The organism is [Clostridium] ultunense DSM 10521, from assembly GCF_000511955.1.
Classification (GTDB): domain Bacteria; phylum Bacillota; class Clostridia; order Tissierellales; family Tepidimicrobiaceae; genus Schnuerera; species Schnuerera ultunensis.
Genome location: NZ_AZSU01000005.1, coordinates 92,364 through 111,803, shown reverse-complemented (window position 1 = coordinate 111,803; position 19,440 = coordinate 92,364). Strand labels below are relative to the sequence as shown.

Genomic DNA, 19,440 nt, shown 5'->3' with positions numbered 1-19,440 from the left:
TGAATCCTGCATCTATTGCTTGTTCTAGGATACGCATAAATATTTTTTCAAATACGTCTGTATCTTTAAATCTTCTAACATAGTTCTTTCCAAATGTAGTAAAGTGGGGTATCTTATCATGTAGACCATATCCTAGAAACCAGCGATAGGCTACATTAGTTTCTATTTCAGTTATAGTTTGCCTCATTGATTTTATCCCAAAGATATATTGGATGAAAACAATTTTAAATAAAACTACAGGGTCTATACTTGGTCTGCCGGTTTCAGTACTATACATGTCCTTTACTAAATCATAGATAAAGCTAAAATCTATGCAAGCATCAAGTTTTCTAACTAAATGATCTTTTGGGACCAATTGGTCAATAGATATGATTTCAACTTGATTTCTTTTATCAGATTTATTTATCGTTAGCATAACAACACCTCATTTAAAAATATGTTATATATTATATATTCTACAAAAAAGCAGAAAATCCTTTTTGCTTTCAAGGATTTTCTGCTTTTTTTATAAAAAATTTATACTTTGTCTTCAGTCTGAAAAACTGTCTTGGACAGTTTTTGTTTTTATTATTATTTATTCTATTAAAAAAAATAAAAAGATGGTAAGATAGTATTATAGTACAAATGAAAAGGTGGTATCAGATGATAGATATTGATAAGTTTAATAAAGTTTTAAAAAGAGTAGAGAAACCGGCTAGGTATATAGGTATGGAAAAAAATTCCGTTAAGAAAGATTTAAATAAGGTAAAAGTTAAATTTGCCTTTGCTTTTCCAGATATATATGAAGTAGGTATGTCCCATTTGGGTCTTCACATACTATATAATCTATTAAACCAGGAAGAAGATATTGCTTGTGAAAGGGCATTTGCTCCTTGGGTAGATATGGAACAGGAGATGATTAATGAAAATATCCCTTTATTTACCCTTGAAAATAGGGAACCTGTAAAAAACTTTGATTTTATAGGCTTCACCCTACAATATGAAATGAGCTATACTAATATAATTAATATGCTCCATTTAGGGGATATACCAATTCTTTCCAGGGATAGAAAAGAGGATAACCCTTTTGTAATAGCTGGAGGACCTTGTGGATATAATCCAGAACCCATAGCAGATATAATAGATTTTTTTGTAATTGGTGAAGGAGAAGAAGTAATACTAGAAATATTGGAAAAGTATAAAGAATACAAAGAGATAAAGGCAAGTAGATTAGATTTTTTAAAAGAAGTAAGTAGGATTGAAGGAATATATGTACCAGCATTTTATCAGGTATTTTATAACGAAGATAATACTATAGATAGGATGGAGCCATTAATAGAAGGGGTGCCTAGAACTATAAAAAAGAGGATAATTAAGGATTTAAACAAGGTCTACTATCCTGAAAAATTAATTTTGCCCTATGTAGAAACAATCCATGATAGGATTCCACTAGAAATATTCAGAGGCTGCACAAGAGGTTGTAGATTTTGTCAAGCAGGGATGATCTATCGACCTGTCAGGGAAAAGTCAGTAGATAGGCTATTAGAATTAGCTGATAGATTAGAAAAAAATACAGGATATGAAGATATATCATTAACTTCCCTAAGTTCTTGCGATTACTCAGAACTCCAATTGTTGATTTCAAAACTAATGGATAGATATGAAGAAAAAAGAGTTGGAGTTTCGTTACCATCCCTTAGATTAGATTCCTTTAGTATAGGAGTTCTTAAAGAGATTCAAAAGGTAAGAAAAACAGGTCTAACCTTTGCCCCGGAGGCAGGTAGCCAGAGGTTAAGAGACGTAATCAATAAGGGGGTAACAGAGGAAGATTTGATTACAGCTATGACCTATGCCTTTCATGAAGGTTGGTCTACGGTAAAACTATATTTTATGATTGGTCTGCCTACAGAAGAAGAAAGAGATCTGTTAGGCATTAGAGATTTAGGTTATAAGGTAAAAGATTTATTCTTTAGTTTACCCAGGGAAAAGCGTAAAGGAAATTTAAAAATCACCTTAAGTGCTTCCTGCTTTGTGCCTAAACCATTTACTCCCTTCCAATGGGTAGGGCAAAATGCCATAGATGAATTCTATGAAAAGATAGATTTGATTAAAAATAATATAAAGGATAGAAAGATTACCTTCAACTACCACGACCCGAAGCTTAGTTATTTAGAAGCAGTTCTGGCTCGAGGGGATAGAAGGCTCTGTAAAGCCTTAATTAAAGCTTGGGAAAAGGGATGTAAATTTGATGGCTGGTCTGAAATGTTTCATTATAGCAAATGGATGGAAGCCTTTGATGAAATTGGAATAGATGGAGATTTTTATGCATTAAGAGAAAGATCTGTTGAAGAAACACTCCCTTGGGATTTTATAGAACCAGGAGTTACTAAAGAATATCTGATTAAGGAATACGAAAAAGCAAAAGGAGAAGAATTAACTAGAGATTGTAGATTAGGTTGTACTAATTGTGGTATTAACAAAAGCTTTACAGGTGGTGTATGCAAATGATTATACGGGTAAAATTTACAAAGAAAAACTATTTAAAATATATATCCCATCTTGATTTAATGAGGCTGTTTCAAAGAGCTTTCAGAAGAGGACATATTCCCATTAAATATTCGGGAGGATTTAATCCTCAACCAAAATTTTCTATAGCCAACCCTTTAGCATTGGGAATTGAAAGCATTGAAGAATATATGGATATTGATTTATATAAAAAAATATCAACAAAGGATTTTATTGAAATAATGAACAAAGAGCTGCCAGATGGAATTAGAATTTTAGAAGCAAAATATACAGAAGACAAAAGATCTATTTCATCCCTTATTAGCTGGAGTTATTACGAAATTAAATTTACAGCTAAGAAATTGAATAACAAAGATGAATTTCAAGATCTTATAGGTGAATGGCTAAAAGAAGATAAAATAATAATTAAGAAAATAAGGCGTAAAGGTAATAAAATTACTGAAAGAGATCAAGATGTTAAGTCATTTATTGGTAACATAGTTATTAAAGATTTTAGCAGCAAGGAAGATACAAATACTGGGTCTGTAGTAAGGATTGACTGCCTACTCAAGGCTGGAGACAAGGGCAACTTAAAACCGACAGATTTTTTAGACGCTATGGAGAAGTATCTCGATGTTGGAATAGACTTTGACACTGTAGAAATCAAGAGACTTGAACTTTTTGCTGAAGAAAAGGGCAGGATTTTGTCGCCAATGTAGAAATTTAGGAGAGGTAATATGAATTATATTTTTATCGATTCAAAGGATGATATTGAAATAATTGGTTTGGTAGAGGATAATAGTCTTGTAGAAATTTATATTGATGAGAAGGATTGTAGAAAACAAGCAGGCAATATCTATAGGGGACGAGTAGTTAATGTATTGCCAGGCATGGAAGCTGCTTTTATCGATATAGGTGAAGGAAGAAACGCATACCTTTATGTAAAAAATGCATTGCCTAAAGATATGATTAATAATAACGGAAAGATAAATATTGAAGATATTGTAAAGAATGGAGAAGAAATAATTGTTCAAGTATTAAAAGAAGCTTCTGAAAGCAAGGGAGCTAAGGTAACTACCCATATTACTTTACCGGGAAGATTCGTAGTGCTAACACCTTTCTCTAGCAAAATCAATACTTCTAGAAAAATTAACCATGATGAAGAAATAGAAAGACTAAAGCAAATTGGTAAGGATATGCAGAAGGACAATATGGGACTGATCTTTAGGACGAAGGCATTCGGTGTTGAAAAGGAGCTATTAATAGACGAGTATAATATGCTAATAAATATATTTAAAAAGATTAAAAGGGAAAAAAACTTTTTACCCTGTCCTAAACTAATATATAAAGAAATGGATCTATCCCATCAAATTATTAGAGATGTTTTTAGCTATAAAATCCATAGGATAGTTTTAAACGACAGAGAAAAATATGATAGTTTGCTAAGCTTTCAAGAGATAATGTTTCCTAGGCTGGAAGAAAAAATATTCTTTGATAAGGATTTCAATGTTTTTTCCCAGGAAAATATTATGAAAGAGATTCAAACTGCATTAGAAAGAAAAGTAGCCCTAAAAAGTGGAGGATATATAGTAATAGATGAAACTGAGGCTTTAACTGCCATAGATGTTAACACAGGGAAATTTACAGGCAGTAAAAGCCTTGAGGACACTGTAGTTAAGACGAACTTAGAAGCAGTTGAAGAAATATCCAAACAGATTAGACTTAGGGATATTGGCGGAATAATAATAATTGATTTTATAGATATGAAAGAAAATAAAGATATATCATTGGTTTTAAATAAATTGCAAGAAGCCTTAAGTTCCGATAGAAATAAAGCAAATATAATTGATATTACCAAACTAGGGTTGGTAGAACTTACTAGAAAGAAAGTTAGAAATAGTTTAAGTTCGCGATTTGTAAAAAAATGCCCAGATTGTAATGGAAGGGGTAAAATTTTAGATAGAAGTATTGACAAATCCATGTTTATCTGGTAAAATTTTTGTCTGTAGGTAGCCGCTCAATGTGGGTTTAAGCTTAGTCACCTAACATTGGCGAGACTGGTTAGAGGAGGTGCATTGTAAAAATGTATGCTGTAGTTGAAACAGGTGGAAAACAATACAGAGTTCAAGAAGGGGACATTGTATTTGTTGAAAAAATTGACACCGAAGAAGGAGAAAAAATAGATTTATCTAGAGTACTTCTTGTTTCGAAAGAAGATGGTTTAATTGTTGGAAAGCCTTATGTTGAAGGAGCAAAAGTAGAAGCTACTGTATTAGAACAAGGGAAAGCTAAGAAGATCATCGTTTTCAAGTATAAGGCTAAGAAGAATTACAGAAAAAAACAAGGACATCGTCAACCTTATACAAAATTAAAGATTGAAAAGATTGTTGGTTAAGTATGATAAAAATCACTATATTTAAGGATAGAAATGGTTATATTGAAAGATATAAAGTTTCCGGACACGCAGGCTATGGCATTAAAGGCAAAGATATAGTATGTGCAGCAGTTTCAGCTCTTGCACAGACTACATTAATTTCTTTAGTCGAGGTCTGTGATTTGCCAGAAAACAAAATAGATTATGTTCTAGATGAAGAAAAAGGAGTCCTAGATGTAACCCTTTCAAAAACCATAGATATAAGTATTAGAACGAAAACTGAAATAGTCTTAAAGACTTTAGAAGTAGGAATAAAATCCATATTAGAAGGTTATCCAGAGTATATAACTCTCAAATATAGGGAGGTGTAAAAGATGATAAAGCTAAACTTACAATTGTTTGCTTCAAAAAAGGGAGTAGGTAGCTCTAGAAACGGTAGAGATAGTGAAGCCAAACGTTTAGGTGTTAAACGTGGCGATGGCCAATTTGTATTAGCTGGCAATATCCTTGTAAGACAAAGGGGTACAAAGATTCACGCGGGAAATAACGTAGGTCGAGGCGGAGACGACACTTTATTTGCTAAAATAGATGGCGTTGTTAAGTTTGAGAGAAAAGGTAGAGATAGAAAACAAGTTAGCGTATATCCAAACGAGGAATTAGCATAAATTTCTAAAGCTTGCCAATATGGTAGGCTTTTTTTTCTGAGCAAATTTTAGAATATTTTCATATTACTAGAACAAAATAATGTTTACATTGTTGATATTTAGTATTTTTAATTGTTGACAGTCAAATATAAGTTGGTATAATTAAATTACAAAATGATAGAGGATGATAATATGTTTATTGATATAGCTAAAATTAATCTAAAGGCAGGTAAAGGAGGAGATGGGGCTGTAGCTTTCAGGAGGGAAAAGTATGAGCCAGCAGGAGGACCTTATGGCGGCGATGGTGGCAATGGAGGTAATATAATCATACAAGGAGATGAAGGCATAAGAACCTTAATGGATTTTAGGTATAAACGCTCTTATAAAGCTGAAAATGGGGAAAATGGTAAAACTAAAAAACAATTTGGTAAAAAAGGGCAGGATTTAATCCTAAGGGTGCCTGTAGGAACTTTAGTAAAAGATGGGGACAGTGGAAAAGTAATAGTAGATATTAAAGAGCATAATCAAAGCTTTATAATCGCTAAGGGAGGCAAAGGAGGAAGAGGTAATGCTAAATTTGCCACTCCAACTAGACAAGCGCCTAGGTTTGCTGAACCAGGAACAAAAGGAGAGGAAAGGACTGTTATTTTAGAATTAAAATTATTAGCAGATGTAGGTTTGATCGGTTTTCCTAATGTGGGGAAGTCTACAATATTATCCATTTTATCTGAAGCAAAACCGAAAATTGCCAACTATCATTTTACTACTTTAAAACCCAATTTGGGAGTAGTTAGAGTCGATGAGGAACAAAGTTTCGTAATTGCTGATATTCCTGGATTGATAGAAGGAGCCCACCAAGGGGTAGGACTAGGCCATGATTTTTTAAGACATGTGGAGAGAACCAAAATTTTAGTTCATGTATTAGATGCTTCTGGTATAGAAGGTCGAAACCCTATAGAAGATTTCTATAAAATAAATGAAGAATTAATTCAATATAATCCAAAACTAAAAGAAAAACACCAAATAATTGTAGCCAATAAGATGGACTTATTCCAATCAAAAGAATGGATTGATAAGGTAAAGGAGGAATTTGAACCCTTAGGCTATGAAGTTTTTCCATTATCTGCTGCAACTATGGAAGGCATAAATAGGTTAAAATATGGTATATGGGAGGTCTTAAAGGATATTGAAATAGAATATGAAACCTTTGATGAAAAAGCTGATATAACCTTTGAAGAATCTGAGAAAGATGCAATTATAGTTAGAAAAGAAAATGGAATATATATAGTAGAAGGTTCCTTCATAGAGAGATTAATATATTCAACTAATTTTGATAATCATGATTCTTTAAGGTATTTTCAAAACACTATTAGACAAAGAGGTGTTGTAGACCAATTAAAAGAATTGGGAATTGAAGAAAATGATACAGTATTAATTTGCGGATATGAATTCGAATTTTTTGATTAAATGGAGGGTTTGTAGGCAAAATGGACTGTTTTGAATGTGGTAATTGTAAAGAAAATCAACCAACATATTATTGTCTAGCAAAAAACGAGGTAGTGATTAATAAAAACTATCAACCATCAGAGAAATCAAGAACTGGGTGGAAAAAAGGAAGTAAAAACTATGAATCCCATAGGAGACAATGGAGAAAAGAAGTGGAAGTTTAAAATTAAAGGAGTGTAGCAATTGTTAACAGGAAAACAGAGGAGTTATTTGAAAGGTATAGCCAATACTATGGAGCCAATATTCCAGGTTGGTAAAAATGGGATAACAAATAACTTTATTAAACAAGTCGATGAAGCCTTGGAAGCCAGGGAAATCATTAAGATAAAAGTATTGAATAATAGCTATTTGGATGCAACTACAGTAGCAATAGATTTAGCTGAAAGCACCAATGCAGAATTTGTTCAAAGTATAGGAAATAAATTAGTCCTTTATAGAGAATCTAAAGAAAATAAAACAATTCAATTGCCTTAAATATGAAAGATTAGCATAAACTTCAGAATTGATGTTTCTGAAGTTTATCTATTATCAGGTGAAAAATGGGAGGAGAAGTAATTTGAAAAGAGAGAAGATCGGAATTATGGGAGGAACCTTCGATCCAATCCATAATGGTCATTTAATATTAGCAGAATATGCTCGAACTACCTTTGGCTTAGATAAAATACTTTTTATACCAACGGGGAAACCACCCCATAAGGATAAAGATAGTATTTCTTCTAATAGTCATAGATATAATATGACTTTGTTTGCCATAAATTCGAATCCCTATTATTTAATATCATCTATAGAGATTCAAAGGGAAAGCATTGCCTATACCATAGATACAATAAAATATTTAAAGTCTAAATTCAATTATACAGATTTCTATTTTATATTGGGTTCAGATTCTTTATATCAGATACATAAGTGGAAAGATTATAAGGAATTGCTAGGTTTATGCAATTTTATTGTTGCTAAAAGACAGGATTTAGATAATGACAATCTGAAAGTAAAGATTAAGGAATTAAGCGAGTTGTATGGAAGCCCTTTATCCATATTGGAATCACCCCTTATAGATATATCCTCTACTGAAATTAGAAATAGGGTTAAAAAAGGATTATCCATAAAATATTTAGTTCCAGAATCAGTAGAACAGTATATAGAAAAGAATAAACTTTATAAGGAGTAGGATTTTATATGATAGAACAATGGATTTATGATAAATTGAAAAAAGATATTGGAGTAAAAAGATTTAACCACTCCATAGGGGTTATGAATACTAGTATGAAGCTAGCCAAATACTATGATTATCCAATTGAAAAAGCTAAAATAGCAGGACTTTTGCATGACTGTGGTAAACTCCAGGGAGAAATAAATTTGTTGAAAATGGCCTATGATTTTGATATAATTCTAGATAATGTTATGAAAGTTAATAAAGAGCTCATTCATAGCCCATTAGGTGCTGAAATAGCAAAAAAAGAATATAATGTAGAAGACGAAGATATATTAAATGCCATTCGTTTCCATACTACTGGTAGGGAAAACATGGGTCTATTAGAAAAAATTGTGTATATCGCTGATCTTATAGAACCAGGTAGAGATTTTCCAGGTGTAGAAAAAATAAGGGAATTAGCTTATGAAGATATGGATAAATCTCTATTATTTGCAATAAACAATACATTGAAGTTTATTATTCAAAAGGGAAACTTAATACATTTAGATACTATTAAAGCAAGAAATCAATTAATAATTTTAAAGAATATGGAGTGAGGTCCAGTGAAGAAGACATTTTTAAAAAGTTTTTTTGTTTCATTTATCATATTTTCATTAGTTTGGAGTGGCTTTATATATAAAACCGTTATTAAGGCAACTAGTGATGGGGAGGAAGAGGAATATAAAGAAACCTTTATCGATAGATTGATGGATGGGAAAGATGATATTACATTCCTATTATTAGGGGTAGATTCTAAAGACGTAAGTAAAAGCTCCGGTGCTAGAACTGATACTATGATGTTGTGTAGGGTTGATAAGTCTACTGGCGATGCAACTATCCTTTCTATACCCAGAGATACCAAAGCTAGGATACGAGGTAGAAAATATGAAGAAAAGATAAATCATGCCCACGCTTATGGTGGACCAGAATTATCGGTAAAAGCTGTAAAGGATTTATTAGGTATAGATTTAGAATACTATGTTAAGGTTGATTATAAAATAGTTAGGGAATTCGTGGATCTCATTGGTGGAGTAGAATTAGATGTCCCTATGGATATGAAATATAGCGATCCTGTTGCAGATCCGCCTTTATATATTGATTTAAATAAAGGGTATCAAACATTAGATGGAGATAAGGCGTTACAGTTTTTAAGGTTTAGAAAAGGATATGCGGATCAGGACCTGGGGAGGATAAAAGCTCAACAACAATTTATAAAGGCGGCTGCAGATAAGGCTTTAAGACCAGCAAATATTGTAAATATCCCTCAAATGATAAAATCTTATTACAATAATGTGGATACAAATATACCCTTAGATGTTATAATGAAATTTGCTATGAAAGCTAACACTTTCAACACTGAATCAATACAGGCTGCTACATTGCCTGGAGACACCAAGTATATTAGTGGAGTATCCTATTTCATTCCTTATGAAGAAGAAACTAACAAATTGGTAAAATCCTTATTTACTGAGCATAGAACTGTGGAAAACATAGAGGATATGGATGATGAACTCAATTAAAAAATCAGGAGGTAATTAGGTGAAAGATATTGATAGAAAAATATCTATTATAGTAAAGGCCTGTAATGATAAAAAGGGCTTTGATATAAAAGCAATAGATATTAGAAAGTTAACCCCTATTACCGATTATTTTGTTTTGGTAAGCGGTAACTCTACTACCCAAGTATTATCTATTGCCGATGAAGTAGAAGAGAAGATGATAGAAGCAGGATATGAGCTTTTAGGGAAGGAAGGCAAAGAAAGTAGTAGGTGGATTTTATTGGATTTTGGAGATATAATAGTCCATGTATTCCATAGGGAGGATAGAGAGTTTTATAGTTTAGACAAACTATGGGCTGATGGTGATGAATTAACATTAGACCATATGCTTTAATAGGATTATTAATAGACCTATTGTCTATTATTTTAATTTTAAGGAGGTTTAACTATGAAAATAAAACCAGTATCAACAAATAAAGCACCAGAGGCAGTAGGACCTTACTCCCAAGGCATTAAAACCGGTAGCTTAATATTCACCTCTGGACAACTGCCCATAGTACCGGAGACTGGAGAATTAATAAAGGGAGATATTAAGAAGGAAACTAGATTATGCTTAGAACATGTGCTTACAGTAGTAGAAGCAGGTGGAGCAACATTAGAGGATATAGTAAAGGTAAATATATACATAAAGGATATGGGGGATTTTCCACTAATCAATGAAGAATATGAGGCCTTTTTTAAAGGGCATAAACCAGCTAGATCTTGTGTACAAGTAGCAAAACTTCCTAGGGATGGAAATATAGAAATTGAAGCTATAGCGGTACTGTAAAAAAAGCAGCAATGCTGCTTTTTTTATTGGAATGAAGTTGGAATTTTGTATAAGGAACGTCTTCTTCTCTTACTTTTTCTACGTTTTACGATAGCTGTAATTCTATATAAAATAAATAAACCAATTAATAAAATATACCATCTATTTAAAAACCATTGAAATATGTTTATAGGTGGTGTTTTTTCTACATCCAAAGTAGATACAATGTCTGCTTGTCCTAAAAGTTGCCCCTGAAAATAATACTCGACTTTTCCTAAAACCTGCCCCTTTTCTATAGGGGCTTCAATTTCATCATCAATATAGATTTTTTTATCTATTTTATCTATTGAACCTTTTGGTATTGAAAGGGGTAAATCCTCCTTAATAATGCCTGCAACAACAGGGTTTATGGCATCTTTTACTTCTATATTATCAACAAAATAGTTTTTAGTTGCCACATTAACCTTTTCAAAATTATCGAATCCATAGTTTAACAATTTGTGTATATCAGAATACACTTCCTTACCATTGGATTTTAGTACCACAGCAATTAGATTTTGATTTCCCCTTTTGGCAGAGGCTACTAAACAATTTTGAGCTAAGGAGGTATATCCAGTTTTTACTCCATTAATTCCCTCATATTTTATAGGAACTGCTTTACCATTCACATTTATTTTTTGATTGCTATATAATAGCCTATTGGCAGATTTTAAATATCTTTCTTCATCTTTTTTATTAGTCTTAGGTATAATATAGGTATAATTGGAGACGATTTCTTTGAAACCGTTATTTTTCATAGCATATTGGGCCATTAGACTTAGATCATAAGCAGTAGTCAGATGGTGTTCATCTGACAAGCCATTGGGATTTGCAAAATTGGTATTCAAAGCTCCTAACTCTTTAGCTTTGCCGTTCATCAATTTTACAAATTCATCGATGTTACCAGAAATATGTTTTGCAATAGCTAAAGCAGAATCATTGGCAGATTCAATTAATAAGGCATTTAATAGATCATCAAATTTCAGCTGTTCTCCTGGCTCTAATGCTATATGACTACCATCGGTAAGGCTAACCACTTCTTCATCAACGGTTACAATATCGTTCATATTGCCAAGTTCTAGAGCAAGTATTCCAGTCATTATCTTGGTAGTACTTGCTGGATGCAATTTCATATGGGAATTCTTTTGATAAAGAATTTGACCAGTATCAGAGTCAATAAGTATAGCACCTTCACCAGAAAGATTTAGGCTATCTGCAAAAGAGATACTATATGTAGTAAATATTAGGAATAATATTATTAATATGATTTTTTTCAAATAGCTCCCTCCTTTGTTGAATTAATTATAAGTATATCAGAAATTGAAGAAATTATTAATAGTTAAACCATTTTTTTTTGAAAAGAAGGAAAACCTATCTAAACATAGAATATATTAAGATGGAAAAGATTATGGGAAAGGGTGGGTTTGAAGAATGTCATATTTTACAAAAAAGGAGCAAATACTTATAATTATAATAATAATTATTATATTTATAATATCGGGTTTTAATTTTATAAATAAAAATTTTTTATCAACTAAAAATGACCATAATGAAAATACAGACGGAGTAGAGGAACTGTTTATGAAATTAGAGGAAGAAGCAGAGACAAATGAGGATGAACAATATATAATGGTACATGTAAGTGGACAAGTGTATAATCCTGGTATAGTCGAGTTAAAGCTTGGTTCAAGGGTAATAGATGCTATAAATTTAGCTGGAGGATTGAAAAAAGATGCAGACTCGGATAAAATAAACTTAGCTAGGAAATTATCAGATGAAGAAAAAATACATATACCCAAAATTGGAGAAGAGGAAATATCCTTTGAAGATTCTAATTTAAAACAAGGTAACAATGAAGGCAAAATCAATATAAATACTTGTACCAAGGAAGAATTAATGTCCTTACCAGGTATTGGTGAAGTTTTAGCTGGTAGAATATTAGAATATAGGGAACAAACACCCTTTAAAACCATTGAAGATATTATGAATGTATCTGGTATAGGTAATAAGAAATTTGAAAGCATTAAAGAACTCATTATTGTAAAATAAAGGAAGTGAAATATATGGATAAGAGATTAACACAATTGACCAAAGCCTCTGGCTGAGCAGCAAAAATCGGTCCCGATATATTGGCACAGGTTTTGTGCCAACTACCAAAAACCTATGATGATAATTTATTAGTAGGACTTGACACTGCTGATGATGCAGCAGTATACAAGATAAATGACGAATTAGCTTTAATTCAAACTTTAGATTTTTTTACTCCAATCGTAGATGATCCATATGTATTTGGACAAATAGCAGCAGCCAATTCCTTAAGTGATGTATATGCTATGGGAGGAGAGCCTAAGCTAGCTATGAATATAGTAGGATTTCCAAATTGTCTAAGTGCCGATGTATTAGTTGAAATATTAAAAGGAGGACATGATAAGGTATCTGAGGCAGGAGCAATTTTAGTGGGAGGACATACGGTTGAGGATGATGAACCTAAATATGGATTATCCGTTGCAGGGTTTGTAAATCCTAACAAGGTATTGACCAATAACAATGCAAGGTCTGGAGACCTATTAGTGCTAACAAAACCTTTAGGCCTTGGAATAATAAACACAGCTATTAAGGGTGAGTTAGCAGATAAAGAGGCCTATGATGAAGCTGTTCATGTAATGTCCACTTTAAATAAATATGCTAAAGAAGCCATAGATAAAGTTCAGGTAAACAGCGTAACGGATATTACTGGATTTGGATTATTAGGTCATAGTTTAGAAATGGCAGAAGCAAGTTCAGTTACTATTAAAATAAATCATAAAAACATACCGATAATTTCTAAAGCGATAGAATATGCTCAAATGGGTTTAGTGCCAGCGGGAGCCTATTCTAATAGAGGACATATAGGTGACAATGTAAAGTTTTTAAATAAAATTCCAAGTGAGATAGAAGATATATTATACGATCCTCAAACATCAGGAGGGTTGCTAATATCCGTATCTAAAGATAATGTAGAAAACTTATTAATGGAACTAGTTAATATTACTACTAAATATGCAGTAATTGGTGAGGTTGTAGAAAAAGAAGCTTATTATTTAATAGTAGAATAAAAGAGAGGGATTATATGGATCAGAAGAAAAAATTGTTTAAATTAATTCCTAAGGTAGATGAATTATTGGAAATAGATAGTATTAACAAACTAATTGAGAATATGCCACGGAAGATAGTGGTAGATTCTATTAGAGAAGAGATAGAATTATTAAGAAAGGATATAAGAATTAACTCTTTTAAGGAAGAGGAAGTTAATGAAAGGATTAGCCGTTTACCTGGTCTAATAATAGATAGAGCAGATAAGAAAAATTCCTATAAGCTTAAAAGGGTAATAAATGGAACTGGAGTAGTAATTCATACAAATATTGGCCGTTCTTTAATTAGTGAAGAGATAATAGAAAATATTAAAGATATAGCTGTTAATTATTCTAACTTAGAATATGATTTAGATAAAGGCGAGAGAGGCTCCAGATATAGTCACTTAAAGGATATAATTGTTGAAATTACAGGTGGAGAAGATGCAATGGTTGTAAATAACAATGCTGCAGCAGTTTTATTAACATTGAGCACTATAGCCAAAAATAAAGAAGTAATAGTATCTAGAGGAGAATTAATAGAAATAGGAGGTTCTTTTAGGATACCTGATGTAATGGAACAAAGTGGTGCAATATTAAAAGCAGTAGGTACTACAAATAAAACCCACCTATGGGATTTTGAAAAAGCTATTACAGAGGAAACAGCTGCATTGTTAAAGGTTCATACCAGTAACTATAGAATATTAGGTTTTGCCTCTTCTTTATCTGCAGAAGAACTATACCCATTAAAGGAAAAGTATAATCTTCCCTTAATTGAAGATTTGGGAAGTGGGGTTTTAATCGATTTATCTAAATATGGTTTAGAATATGAGCCAACAGTACAGGAATCCATTAAAAATGGAGTAGATATAGTAACCTTTAGTGGTGATAAATTGTTAGGAGGGCCTCAAGCAGGTATTATAGTTGGAAAAAAGAAATACATTGATGCCATGAAAAAAAATCCATTAACGAGAGCCTTTCGAGTAGATAAGTTTACAATATCGGCTTTAGAAGCTACTCTTAGACTTTATCTTGATGAAAGAGTTGCAGTTGAAAAAATACCAACTTTGAAGATGCTATCAATAGATATTAGTGAATTAGAAAAAAAGGCAAAAAAATTGTATAATAGTATTATAGGAAGAATGGATTCAAATAATTGCAGACTAGAAATAGTTGATAGCTATTCAGAAGTAGGTGGTGGCTCTTTACCACTAGAAAAAATACCAACTAAATGTATTATGTTAAGCATAGAAAAATATAAGGTTACAGATTTTGAAAGAGCTTTAAGGGAATATAAAGTTCCAATAATCACTAGGGTTTATAAGGATAATATTTATATAGATTTAAGAACAGTAAGGGAAGATGAATTTGATATAATAGTAGATGGATTATTATATGGATTCAATAAGTTGAAAGGGTGCATTAAATGAAACATATTATAGTTGGAACAGCAGGTCATATAGACCATGGGAAGACCACACTTATAAGAGCCCTAACTGGTAGAAATACGGATAGACTTAAAGAGGAGAGAGATAGGGGCATTTCAATTGAACTTGGCTTTACCTACTTCGATTTGCCTAGTGGAAAAAGAGCAGGGATAATTGATGTTCCAGGCCATGAAAGATTTGTAAAAAATATGCTTGCTGGAGTTATGGGAATGGATATAGTATTATTGGTAATTGCAGCCGATGAAGGGGTAATGCCCCAGACTAGTGAGCATTTGGCTATATTGGATTTACTAGGAATTGAAAAAGGCTTTATTGTATTAACTAAATCAGACTTAGCGGAGTCAGAGTGGTTAGAATTGGTTAAAGAGGATATAAAGGAACAGGTTAAAGGAACATTCTTAGAAGATAGTCCAATTATTCCCGTATCTTCAACTAAAAAGACTGGCATTGATAAAGTTATAGGGCTAATAGATGAGTTAACTTTAGAAATAGAAGATAGAGAAACTGATGATATGCCCAGGCTACCTGTAGATAGAGTATTTACAATGGCAGGTTTTGGAACCGTAGTAACGGGAACCTTATTATCGGGAACTTTAAATGTTGGGGACGAAATACAGGCTTTCCCAGGAAATAAGCTAGCTAGAATAAGAACTTTGCAGGTTCATGATCAGGATACTAAAACTGCTTTTGCTGGCCAGAGAGTAGCAATAAATATGGCTGGTATAAAAAAAGATGAAGTCCATAGAGGAGATGTAATTGCACCTAAGGACTCTATGAAGGAAACTTTAATGTTAGACGTAAAGGTTAAACTTATAAAAGCTATGGATAGATCAGTAAAAAACAGGACTAGGCTAAGATTATATATTGGAACTAAGGAATTGTTATGTAGAATTGTTCTCTTAGATAAGGAAATACTGAATCCAGGAGAAGAAGCCTATGCCCAATTAAGATTAGAAGAAAAGGTAGTTGCAAAAAGAGGAGATAGATTTATTATTAGGTTCTATTCCCCTATGTTTACCATAGGTGGAGGAGAAATATTAGAGCCTAACCCTACCAAAAAGCAACCCTTTGATGAAGAAGCTATAAAAGAACTTGAGATCAAAGAAAAGGGTCAATCCATTGATATCATCGAAAAAATAATACTAGATAAGAGTAAATATTTTCCGACTATTAAGGAAATCTCTACAACTACCGCCATGTTAGAAGAAAAAGTAAAAAAAGATATAAATAGTTTAACAGAATCCAAAAAAGTTATATTATTTAGTTTAACTAAAGACTTCCATGTTATTCACATAGATTATTTTAATAAATTAAGTGAAAGGATAATTGGAGAATTGGAATCTTTCCATAAAAAGTATCCTTTAAGAATAGGAATGCCTAAAGAAGAGATACGTAGTAGGTTTTTAAATAATGCTCCTGCTAGGGTAGGTGAAAGATTTATCGACTTACTAATCGAAAAAGAATTTATTGAACAAAAGATGGAGAGTGTTCATAGAAAAGGATTTAAAATTGAATATAATGATATTCAATTAAAGATTAAAGAAGATATAATCAAAATTCTTAAGAAAAAAAAGTTTATACCGCCAAAGAAAGAAGAATTGATTGAAATGACAGGATATGATTCTAGTCAGGTAGATGAGGTAATAAATTCTTTAGTCAATAGCGGTGAAATAATCAAGTTGAACGAAGAAATATATCTGTATAAAACCCTATACGAAGAAGGGCTGCGATTACTAAAGGGCTATGTTCAAGAGTATAAATCTATTACCGTTGCCCAGTTTAGGGATATATTAAATACCAATAGAAAAGTTGCTTTAGCACTATTAGAATATTTTGATCAATTCAAAATAACTAAAAGGGATGGAGATAAAAGGCTTTTGGTGGAAGACAAATAATAAGCTTCATTTCCTTAATCATGGAGTGATATTAATGAGTACTAGAGTTATAGTTATAAATAGGGACAAACTCTTTATAAAGGGATTAAAATACAGTTTAGAACAAGACAATTATGTCGTTGAGGCAGCTTTCACTATTAGAGAAGCTATGGAAAAAATAAGAAAGAAAGATTATGGTTTAGTGATATTAGATCTGATGCTTCCTGATGGAAATGCTTTGACTTTCTGCCAAACCATTAGAGATAACTCTCAAGTACCTATTATTGTTTTAACGGAGAAAAAAGAAGATATTAATAAGATTTTAGCTTTAGAATATGGTGCCGATGATTATATAACTAAACCTTTTAATATCCTAGTTTTAAAAGCAAAGATAAAGGCAATATTAAGAAGAGTGAATATGAAAAATTATCAAATAGATAATCAAACGATTAAGGTGGATGATTTCACCATAAATACATTAGGTAGGAAATTGATCATTGGCGATGAAAGCATATCTTTAACAGGAAAAGAGTTCGACCTATTCTATTTACTGGTATCTAATCCTGGCAAAGTATTTACTAGGGAAGAGTTATTAGAAACCATTTGGGGATATGAATATTTTGGGGACTTAAGAACAGTAGATGTTCATATAAGGCGACTCAGAGAAAAGATTGAAAAGGATTCAAGTAATGTAGAGTATATCCATACTAAATGGGGTGTAGGTTACTATTTTAAAAGCAAGAAAGCAAGTGCTGCAATAGATTAATGATTGTAAACATTGCTAATAAAAGTTGCAAAAATTCCTTGAAAAATAGAAATATATGTTGTATAATATCACTTGTTACTAATGAGGGGGTAGATGGGTGCTGGTGTGCCCTCTGGTCTTCAAAACCAGCGCGAGGGGTTAGGAGCCCCTTGGGTGGGTTCGATTCCCACATACTCCCGCCATAGATTATTAGCAGTCTTGGCTGCAAATTTTTTTTAAAATATATGGAAAATCTATCCACTTATCCTTAAATTGGTTGGTATTTATATTCTATTCTTAGATAAAATAGAATATAAATAATTCTATTTAAGAGGTGAGTTAAGTGGATAAAAGACCTATTGATTCTAATGCTATAAAAGCATTGCATGAAATGAAAATGGAAATAGCTAAGGAATTAGGTGTTTCAGATACTTTTATTAATAATAATAAATTAGACCCAGTAACCAATATATTCACAGCCGGTCCCGTAGGAGGACTTATGACTCGAAAGTTAGTTGAAATGGGAGAAAAGGAATTAATGGATGAAGAATAGGATGGATGTGACTATCCTGTTCTTCTTTTTTTAATTCAACAATAAATTATAGTGGAATAGGTAACATTTTTAAAAATTCATGTTATAATGTAATGGGTATCACTCTATTAAAGGGGGATTTCATATGGAAAATGCTAAAGTTATGGTATGTGTTACCCAGCAAAAAACTTGTGAAAGGTTAATATTAGAAGGTTACAGACTAATCAAATCTAATGATGACAAGCTGTATGTAATACATGTAGTAAACGAAAGAGAAAGGTTTCTGGAAAATGTTGACGATGGAGAAGCCCTAGAGTATCTTTTTAATGTGTCTAAAAAAGCTGGGGCAAATTTAACTGTTCTTAGGTCAAAGGACATATTAAAGACCATGATTGATTTTGCTAAAGAAAATCATATAACTCATATTGTTATGGGAACTCCTCCAGATACCTCTATAAAAGTTAAAGATTTAAGCATTGGATTACAATTGCAAAATGCATTACCAGATGTACAATTTATAACATTATAAACGACAGCAGTGGTTTCTGCTGTCGCTTTTTTAAAGGGAAGTGAAAGGAATGATTGCTAAGAAATATGATTCAAAAAAAGCAACCCTTTGGACTAGGCAAAATATAAAAAGTTTAGATGATTTAAGGAATAATGGAATAATTAGAATTACAAGAAAACATTTGGAGGAAAAATTTGAGGAAATCGCAGATTATATTATAGAGCTTTATAACTGGTTTACAAATGCCGCAAATAACATGATTTCCAAACCAAAAGAAGTAGAATTTCCTATTTGGTGTTCTATTAATGAAGAAAATATGTTAAGGCCAACTTTAGATGCTGTTGTTTATGTATTAGAAGTAGATGAATCAGAAATTATCTATTTCGACGGAATGAAATGGGACTATGTGTTGAATCATTTATATATACCAAGGGATGCAAGAGATGAGGAAGAATATAGAAAAAATATAAAAAAGAAGGGTTTTAAAGATATATTTTCAGTTATGGATGAAAGGACTATACATTTTTATCCTGAAGAAAGAAAAAGGATAATGGATAGTTGGATGAGAATATTTGAAATAGATGAGTGGAATATATTTAGAGTCCAGGCTAATATCTGGGAAATTAGACCTGAGATGGTGAAAGATATACTATATTATAAGGAAGTTTAATCCTTGA

The 19,440-nt window shown here is 32.0% G+C and carries 24 protein-coding genes and 1 tRNA gene; 23 read left to right on the top strand and 2 right to left on the bottom strand.

The features are described 5' to 3' along the window. Positions 1-415, bottom strand: a 415-nt coding sequence (locus CUL_RS17385) for a transposase (RefSeq protein ID WP_035143230.1), incomplete at its 3' end; no start/stop codon positions are given. Positions 416-642: 227 nt separating this feature from the next. Between CUL_RS17385 and CUL_RS0112560 the strand changes: the two genes are divergently transcribed. The 14 genes from CUL_RS0112560 to CUL_RS0112495 all read left to right on the top strand — a co-directional run bounded on the left by CUL_RS0112560 (position 643) and on the right by CUL_RS0112495 (position 10,528). Beyond that, positions 643-2,487: a TIGR03960 family B12-binding radical SAM protein gene (locus tag CUL_RS0112560; protein WP_025642036.1), complete on the top strand. Its 1,845-nt coding sequence runs from the start codon at positions 643-645 to the stop codon at positions 2,485-2,487. Continuing rightward, complete coding sequence (locus CUL_RS0112555; protein WP_025642034.1) at positions 2,484-3,203, top strand: TIGR03936 family radical SAM-associated protein; 720 nt, start codon at positions 2,484-2,486, stop codon at positions 3,201-3,203. The genes CUL_RS0112560 and CUL_RS0112555 overlap by 4 nt, the downstream gene beginning before the upstream one ends. An 18-nt stretch (positions 3,204-3,221) precedes the next feature. Further along, complete coding sequence (locus tag CUL_RS0112550; protein ID WP_005582128.1) at positions 3,222-4,478, top strand: Rne/Rng family ribonuclease; 1,257 nt, start codon at positions 3,222-3,224, stop codon at positions 4,476-4,478. A gap of 89 nt (positions 4,479-4,567) precedes the next feature. Continuing rightward, positions 4,568-4,879, top strand: a complete 312-nt coding sequence (gene rplU, locus CUL_RS0112545; RefSeq protein WP_005582129.1) for a 50S ribosomal protein L21 — start codon at positions 4,568-4,570, stop codon at positions 4,877-4,879. A 2-nt stretch (positions 4,880-4,881) separates the two neighbouring features. Further along, positions 4,882-5,229, top strand: a complete 348-nt coding sequence (locus CUL_RS0112540) for a ribosomal-processing cysteine protease Prp (protein ID WP_005582130.1) — start codon at positions 4,882-4,884, stop codon at positions 5,227-5,229. A gap of 3 nt (positions 5,230-5,232) precedes the next feature. Then, positions 5,233-5,523, top strand: coding sequence for a 50S ribosomal protein L27 (gene rpmA, locus CUL_RS0112535; RefSeq protein ID WP_005582131.1), 291 nt, complete (start codon positions 5,233-5,235; stop codon positions 5,521-5,523). A 171-nt stretch (positions 5,524-5,694) separates the two neighbouring features. Then, positions 5,695-6,969: a GTPase ObgE gene (gene obgE, locus CUL_RS0112530; protein WP_005582132.1), complete on the top strand. Its 1,275-nt coding sequence runs from the start codon at positions 5,695-5,697 to the stop codon at positions 6,967-6,969. A gap of 20 nt (positions 6,970-6,989) precedes the next feature. Next, on the top strand, positions 6,990-7,172 hold the full coding sequence (locus tag CUL_RS0112525) for a hypothetical protein (RefSeq protein WP_005582134.1): 183 nt from the start codon (positions 6,990-6,992) through the stop codon (positions 7,170-7,172). Positions 7,173-7,191: 19 nt separating this feature from the next. After that, positions 7,192-7,482 (top strand): ribosome assembly RNA-binding protein YhbY, encoded by a 291-nt coding sequence (gene yhbY, locus CUL_RS0112520; protein ID WP_005582136.1) that lies wholly within the window; start codon positions 7,192-7,194, stop codon positions 7,480-7,482. Positions 7,483-7,564: 82 nt separating this feature from the next. Then, positions 7,565-8,176, top strand: coding sequence for a nicotinate-nucleotide adenylyltransferase (gene nadD / locus CUL_RS0112515; protein ID WP_005582137.1), 612 nt, complete (start codon positions 7,565-7,567; stop codon positions 8,174-8,176). A gap of 8 nt (positions 8,177-8,184) precedes the next feature. Continuing rightward, a complete protein-coding gene (gene yqeK, locus CUL_RS0112510) occupies positions 8,185-8,757 on the top strand; it encodes a bis(5'-nucleosyl)-tetraphosphatase (symmetrical) YqeK (RefSeq protein WP_005582138.1) in 573 nt (190 codons plus the stop codon). Between the two features lie 6 nt (positions 8,758-8,763). Further along, positions 8,764-9,720, top strand: a complete 957-nt coding sequence (locus tag CUL_RS0112505) for an LCP family protein (RefSeq protein WP_005582139.1) — start codon at positions 8,764-8,766, stop codon at positions 9,718-9,720. A 19-nt stretch (positions 9,721-9,739) separates the two neighbouring features. Next, positions 9,740-10,093 (top strand): ribosome silencing factor, encoded by a 354-nt coding sequence (gene rsfS / locus CUL_RS0112500; protein WP_005582140.1) that lies wholly within the window; start codon positions 9,740-9,742, stop codon positions 10,091-10,093. A 54-nt stretch (positions 10,094-10,147) separates the two neighbouring features. After that, positions 10,148-10,528, top strand: a complete 381-nt coding sequence (locus CUL_RS0112495) for a RidA family protein (RefSeq protein WP_201767897.1) — start codon at positions 10,148-10,150, stop codon at positions 10,526-10,528. A gap of 23 nt (positions 10,529-10,551) precedes the next feature. On the opposite strand, the gene CUL_RS0112490 is transcribed toward CUL_RS0112495, so the two are convergent. After that, the gene (locus tag CUL_RS0112490; RefSeq protein ID WP_005582142.1) at positions 10,552-11,823 is read right to left on the bottom strand and encodes a D-alanyl-D-alanine carboxypeptidase family protein; all 1,272 of its coding nucleotides are present in this window, start codon (positions 11,821-11,823) and stop codon (positions 10,552-10,554) included. A gap of 154 nt (positions 11,824-11,977) precedes the next feature. Here CUL_RS0112490 and CUL_RS0112485 point away from each other — a divergent pair, with 154 nt between their 5' ends. The 9 genes from CUL_RS0112485 (at position 11,978) to CUL_RS0112445 (ending at position 19,433) form a co-directional block, all read left to right on the top strand. Then, positions 11,978-12,595: a helix-hairpin-helix domain-containing protein gene (locus tag CUL_RS0112485; RefSeq protein WP_005582143.1), complete on the top strand. Its 618-nt coding sequence runs from the start codon at positions 11,978-11,980 to the stop codon at positions 12,593-12,595. Between the two features lie 14 nt (positions 12,596-12,609). Next, complete coding sequence (selD, locus tag CUL_RS0112480; RefSeq protein WP_081722855.1) at positions 12,610-13,641, top strand: selenide, water dikinase SelD; 1,032 nt, start codon at positions 12,610-12,612, stop codon at positions 13,639-13,641. A gap of 14 nt (positions 13,642-13,655) precedes the next feature. After that, positions 13,656-15,086, top strand: a complete 1,431-nt coding sequence (gene selA, locus CUL_RS0112475; RefSeq protein WP_025642025.1) for an L-seryl-tRNA(Sec) selenium transferase — start codon at positions 13,656-13,658, stop codon at positions 15,084-15,086. After that, positions 15,083-16,999: a selenocysteine-specific translation elongation factor gene (gene selB / locus CUL_RS0112470; RefSeq protein ID WP_005582146.1), complete on the top strand. Its 1,917-nt coding sequence runs from the start codon at positions 15,083-15,085 to the stop codon at positions 16,997-16,999. The genes selA and selB overlap by 4 nt, the downstream gene beginning before the upstream one ends. A 34-nt stretch (positions 17,000-17,033) precedes the next feature. Continuing rightward, the gene (locus CUL_RS0112465; protein WP_005582148.1) at positions 17,034-17,744 is read left to right on the top strand and encodes a response regulator transcription factor; all 711 of its coding nucleotides are present in this window, start codon (positions 17,034-17,036) and stop codon (positions 17,742-17,744) included. Between the two features lie 85 nt (positions 17,745-17,829). After that, positions 17,830-17,926: transfer RNA gene (locus tag CUL_RS0112460), tRNA-Sec, on the top strand. Positions 17,927-18,066: 140 nt separating this feature from the next. After that, positions 18,067-18,276 (top strand): small, acid-soluble spore protein, alpha/beta type, encoded by a 210-nt coding sequence (locus CUL_RS0112455; RefSeq protein WP_005582149.1) that lies wholly within the window; start codon positions 18,067-18,069, stop codon positions 18,274-18,276. Positions 18,277-18,400: 124 nt separating this feature from the next. After that, on the top strand, positions 18,401-18,784 hold the full coding sequence (locus CUL_RS0112450) for a universal stress protein (protein ID WP_005584969.1): 384 nt from the start codon (positions 18,401-18,403) through the stop codon (positions 18,782-18,784). Between the two features lie 49 nt (positions 18,785-18,833). Then, complete coding sequence (locus CUL_RS0112445) at positions 18,834-19,433, top strand: DUF3841 domain-containing protein (RefSeq protein ID WP_025642020.1); 600 nt, start codon at positions 18,834-18,836, stop codon at positions 19,431-19,433. Positions 19,434-19,440 lie beyond the last annotated feature (7 nt).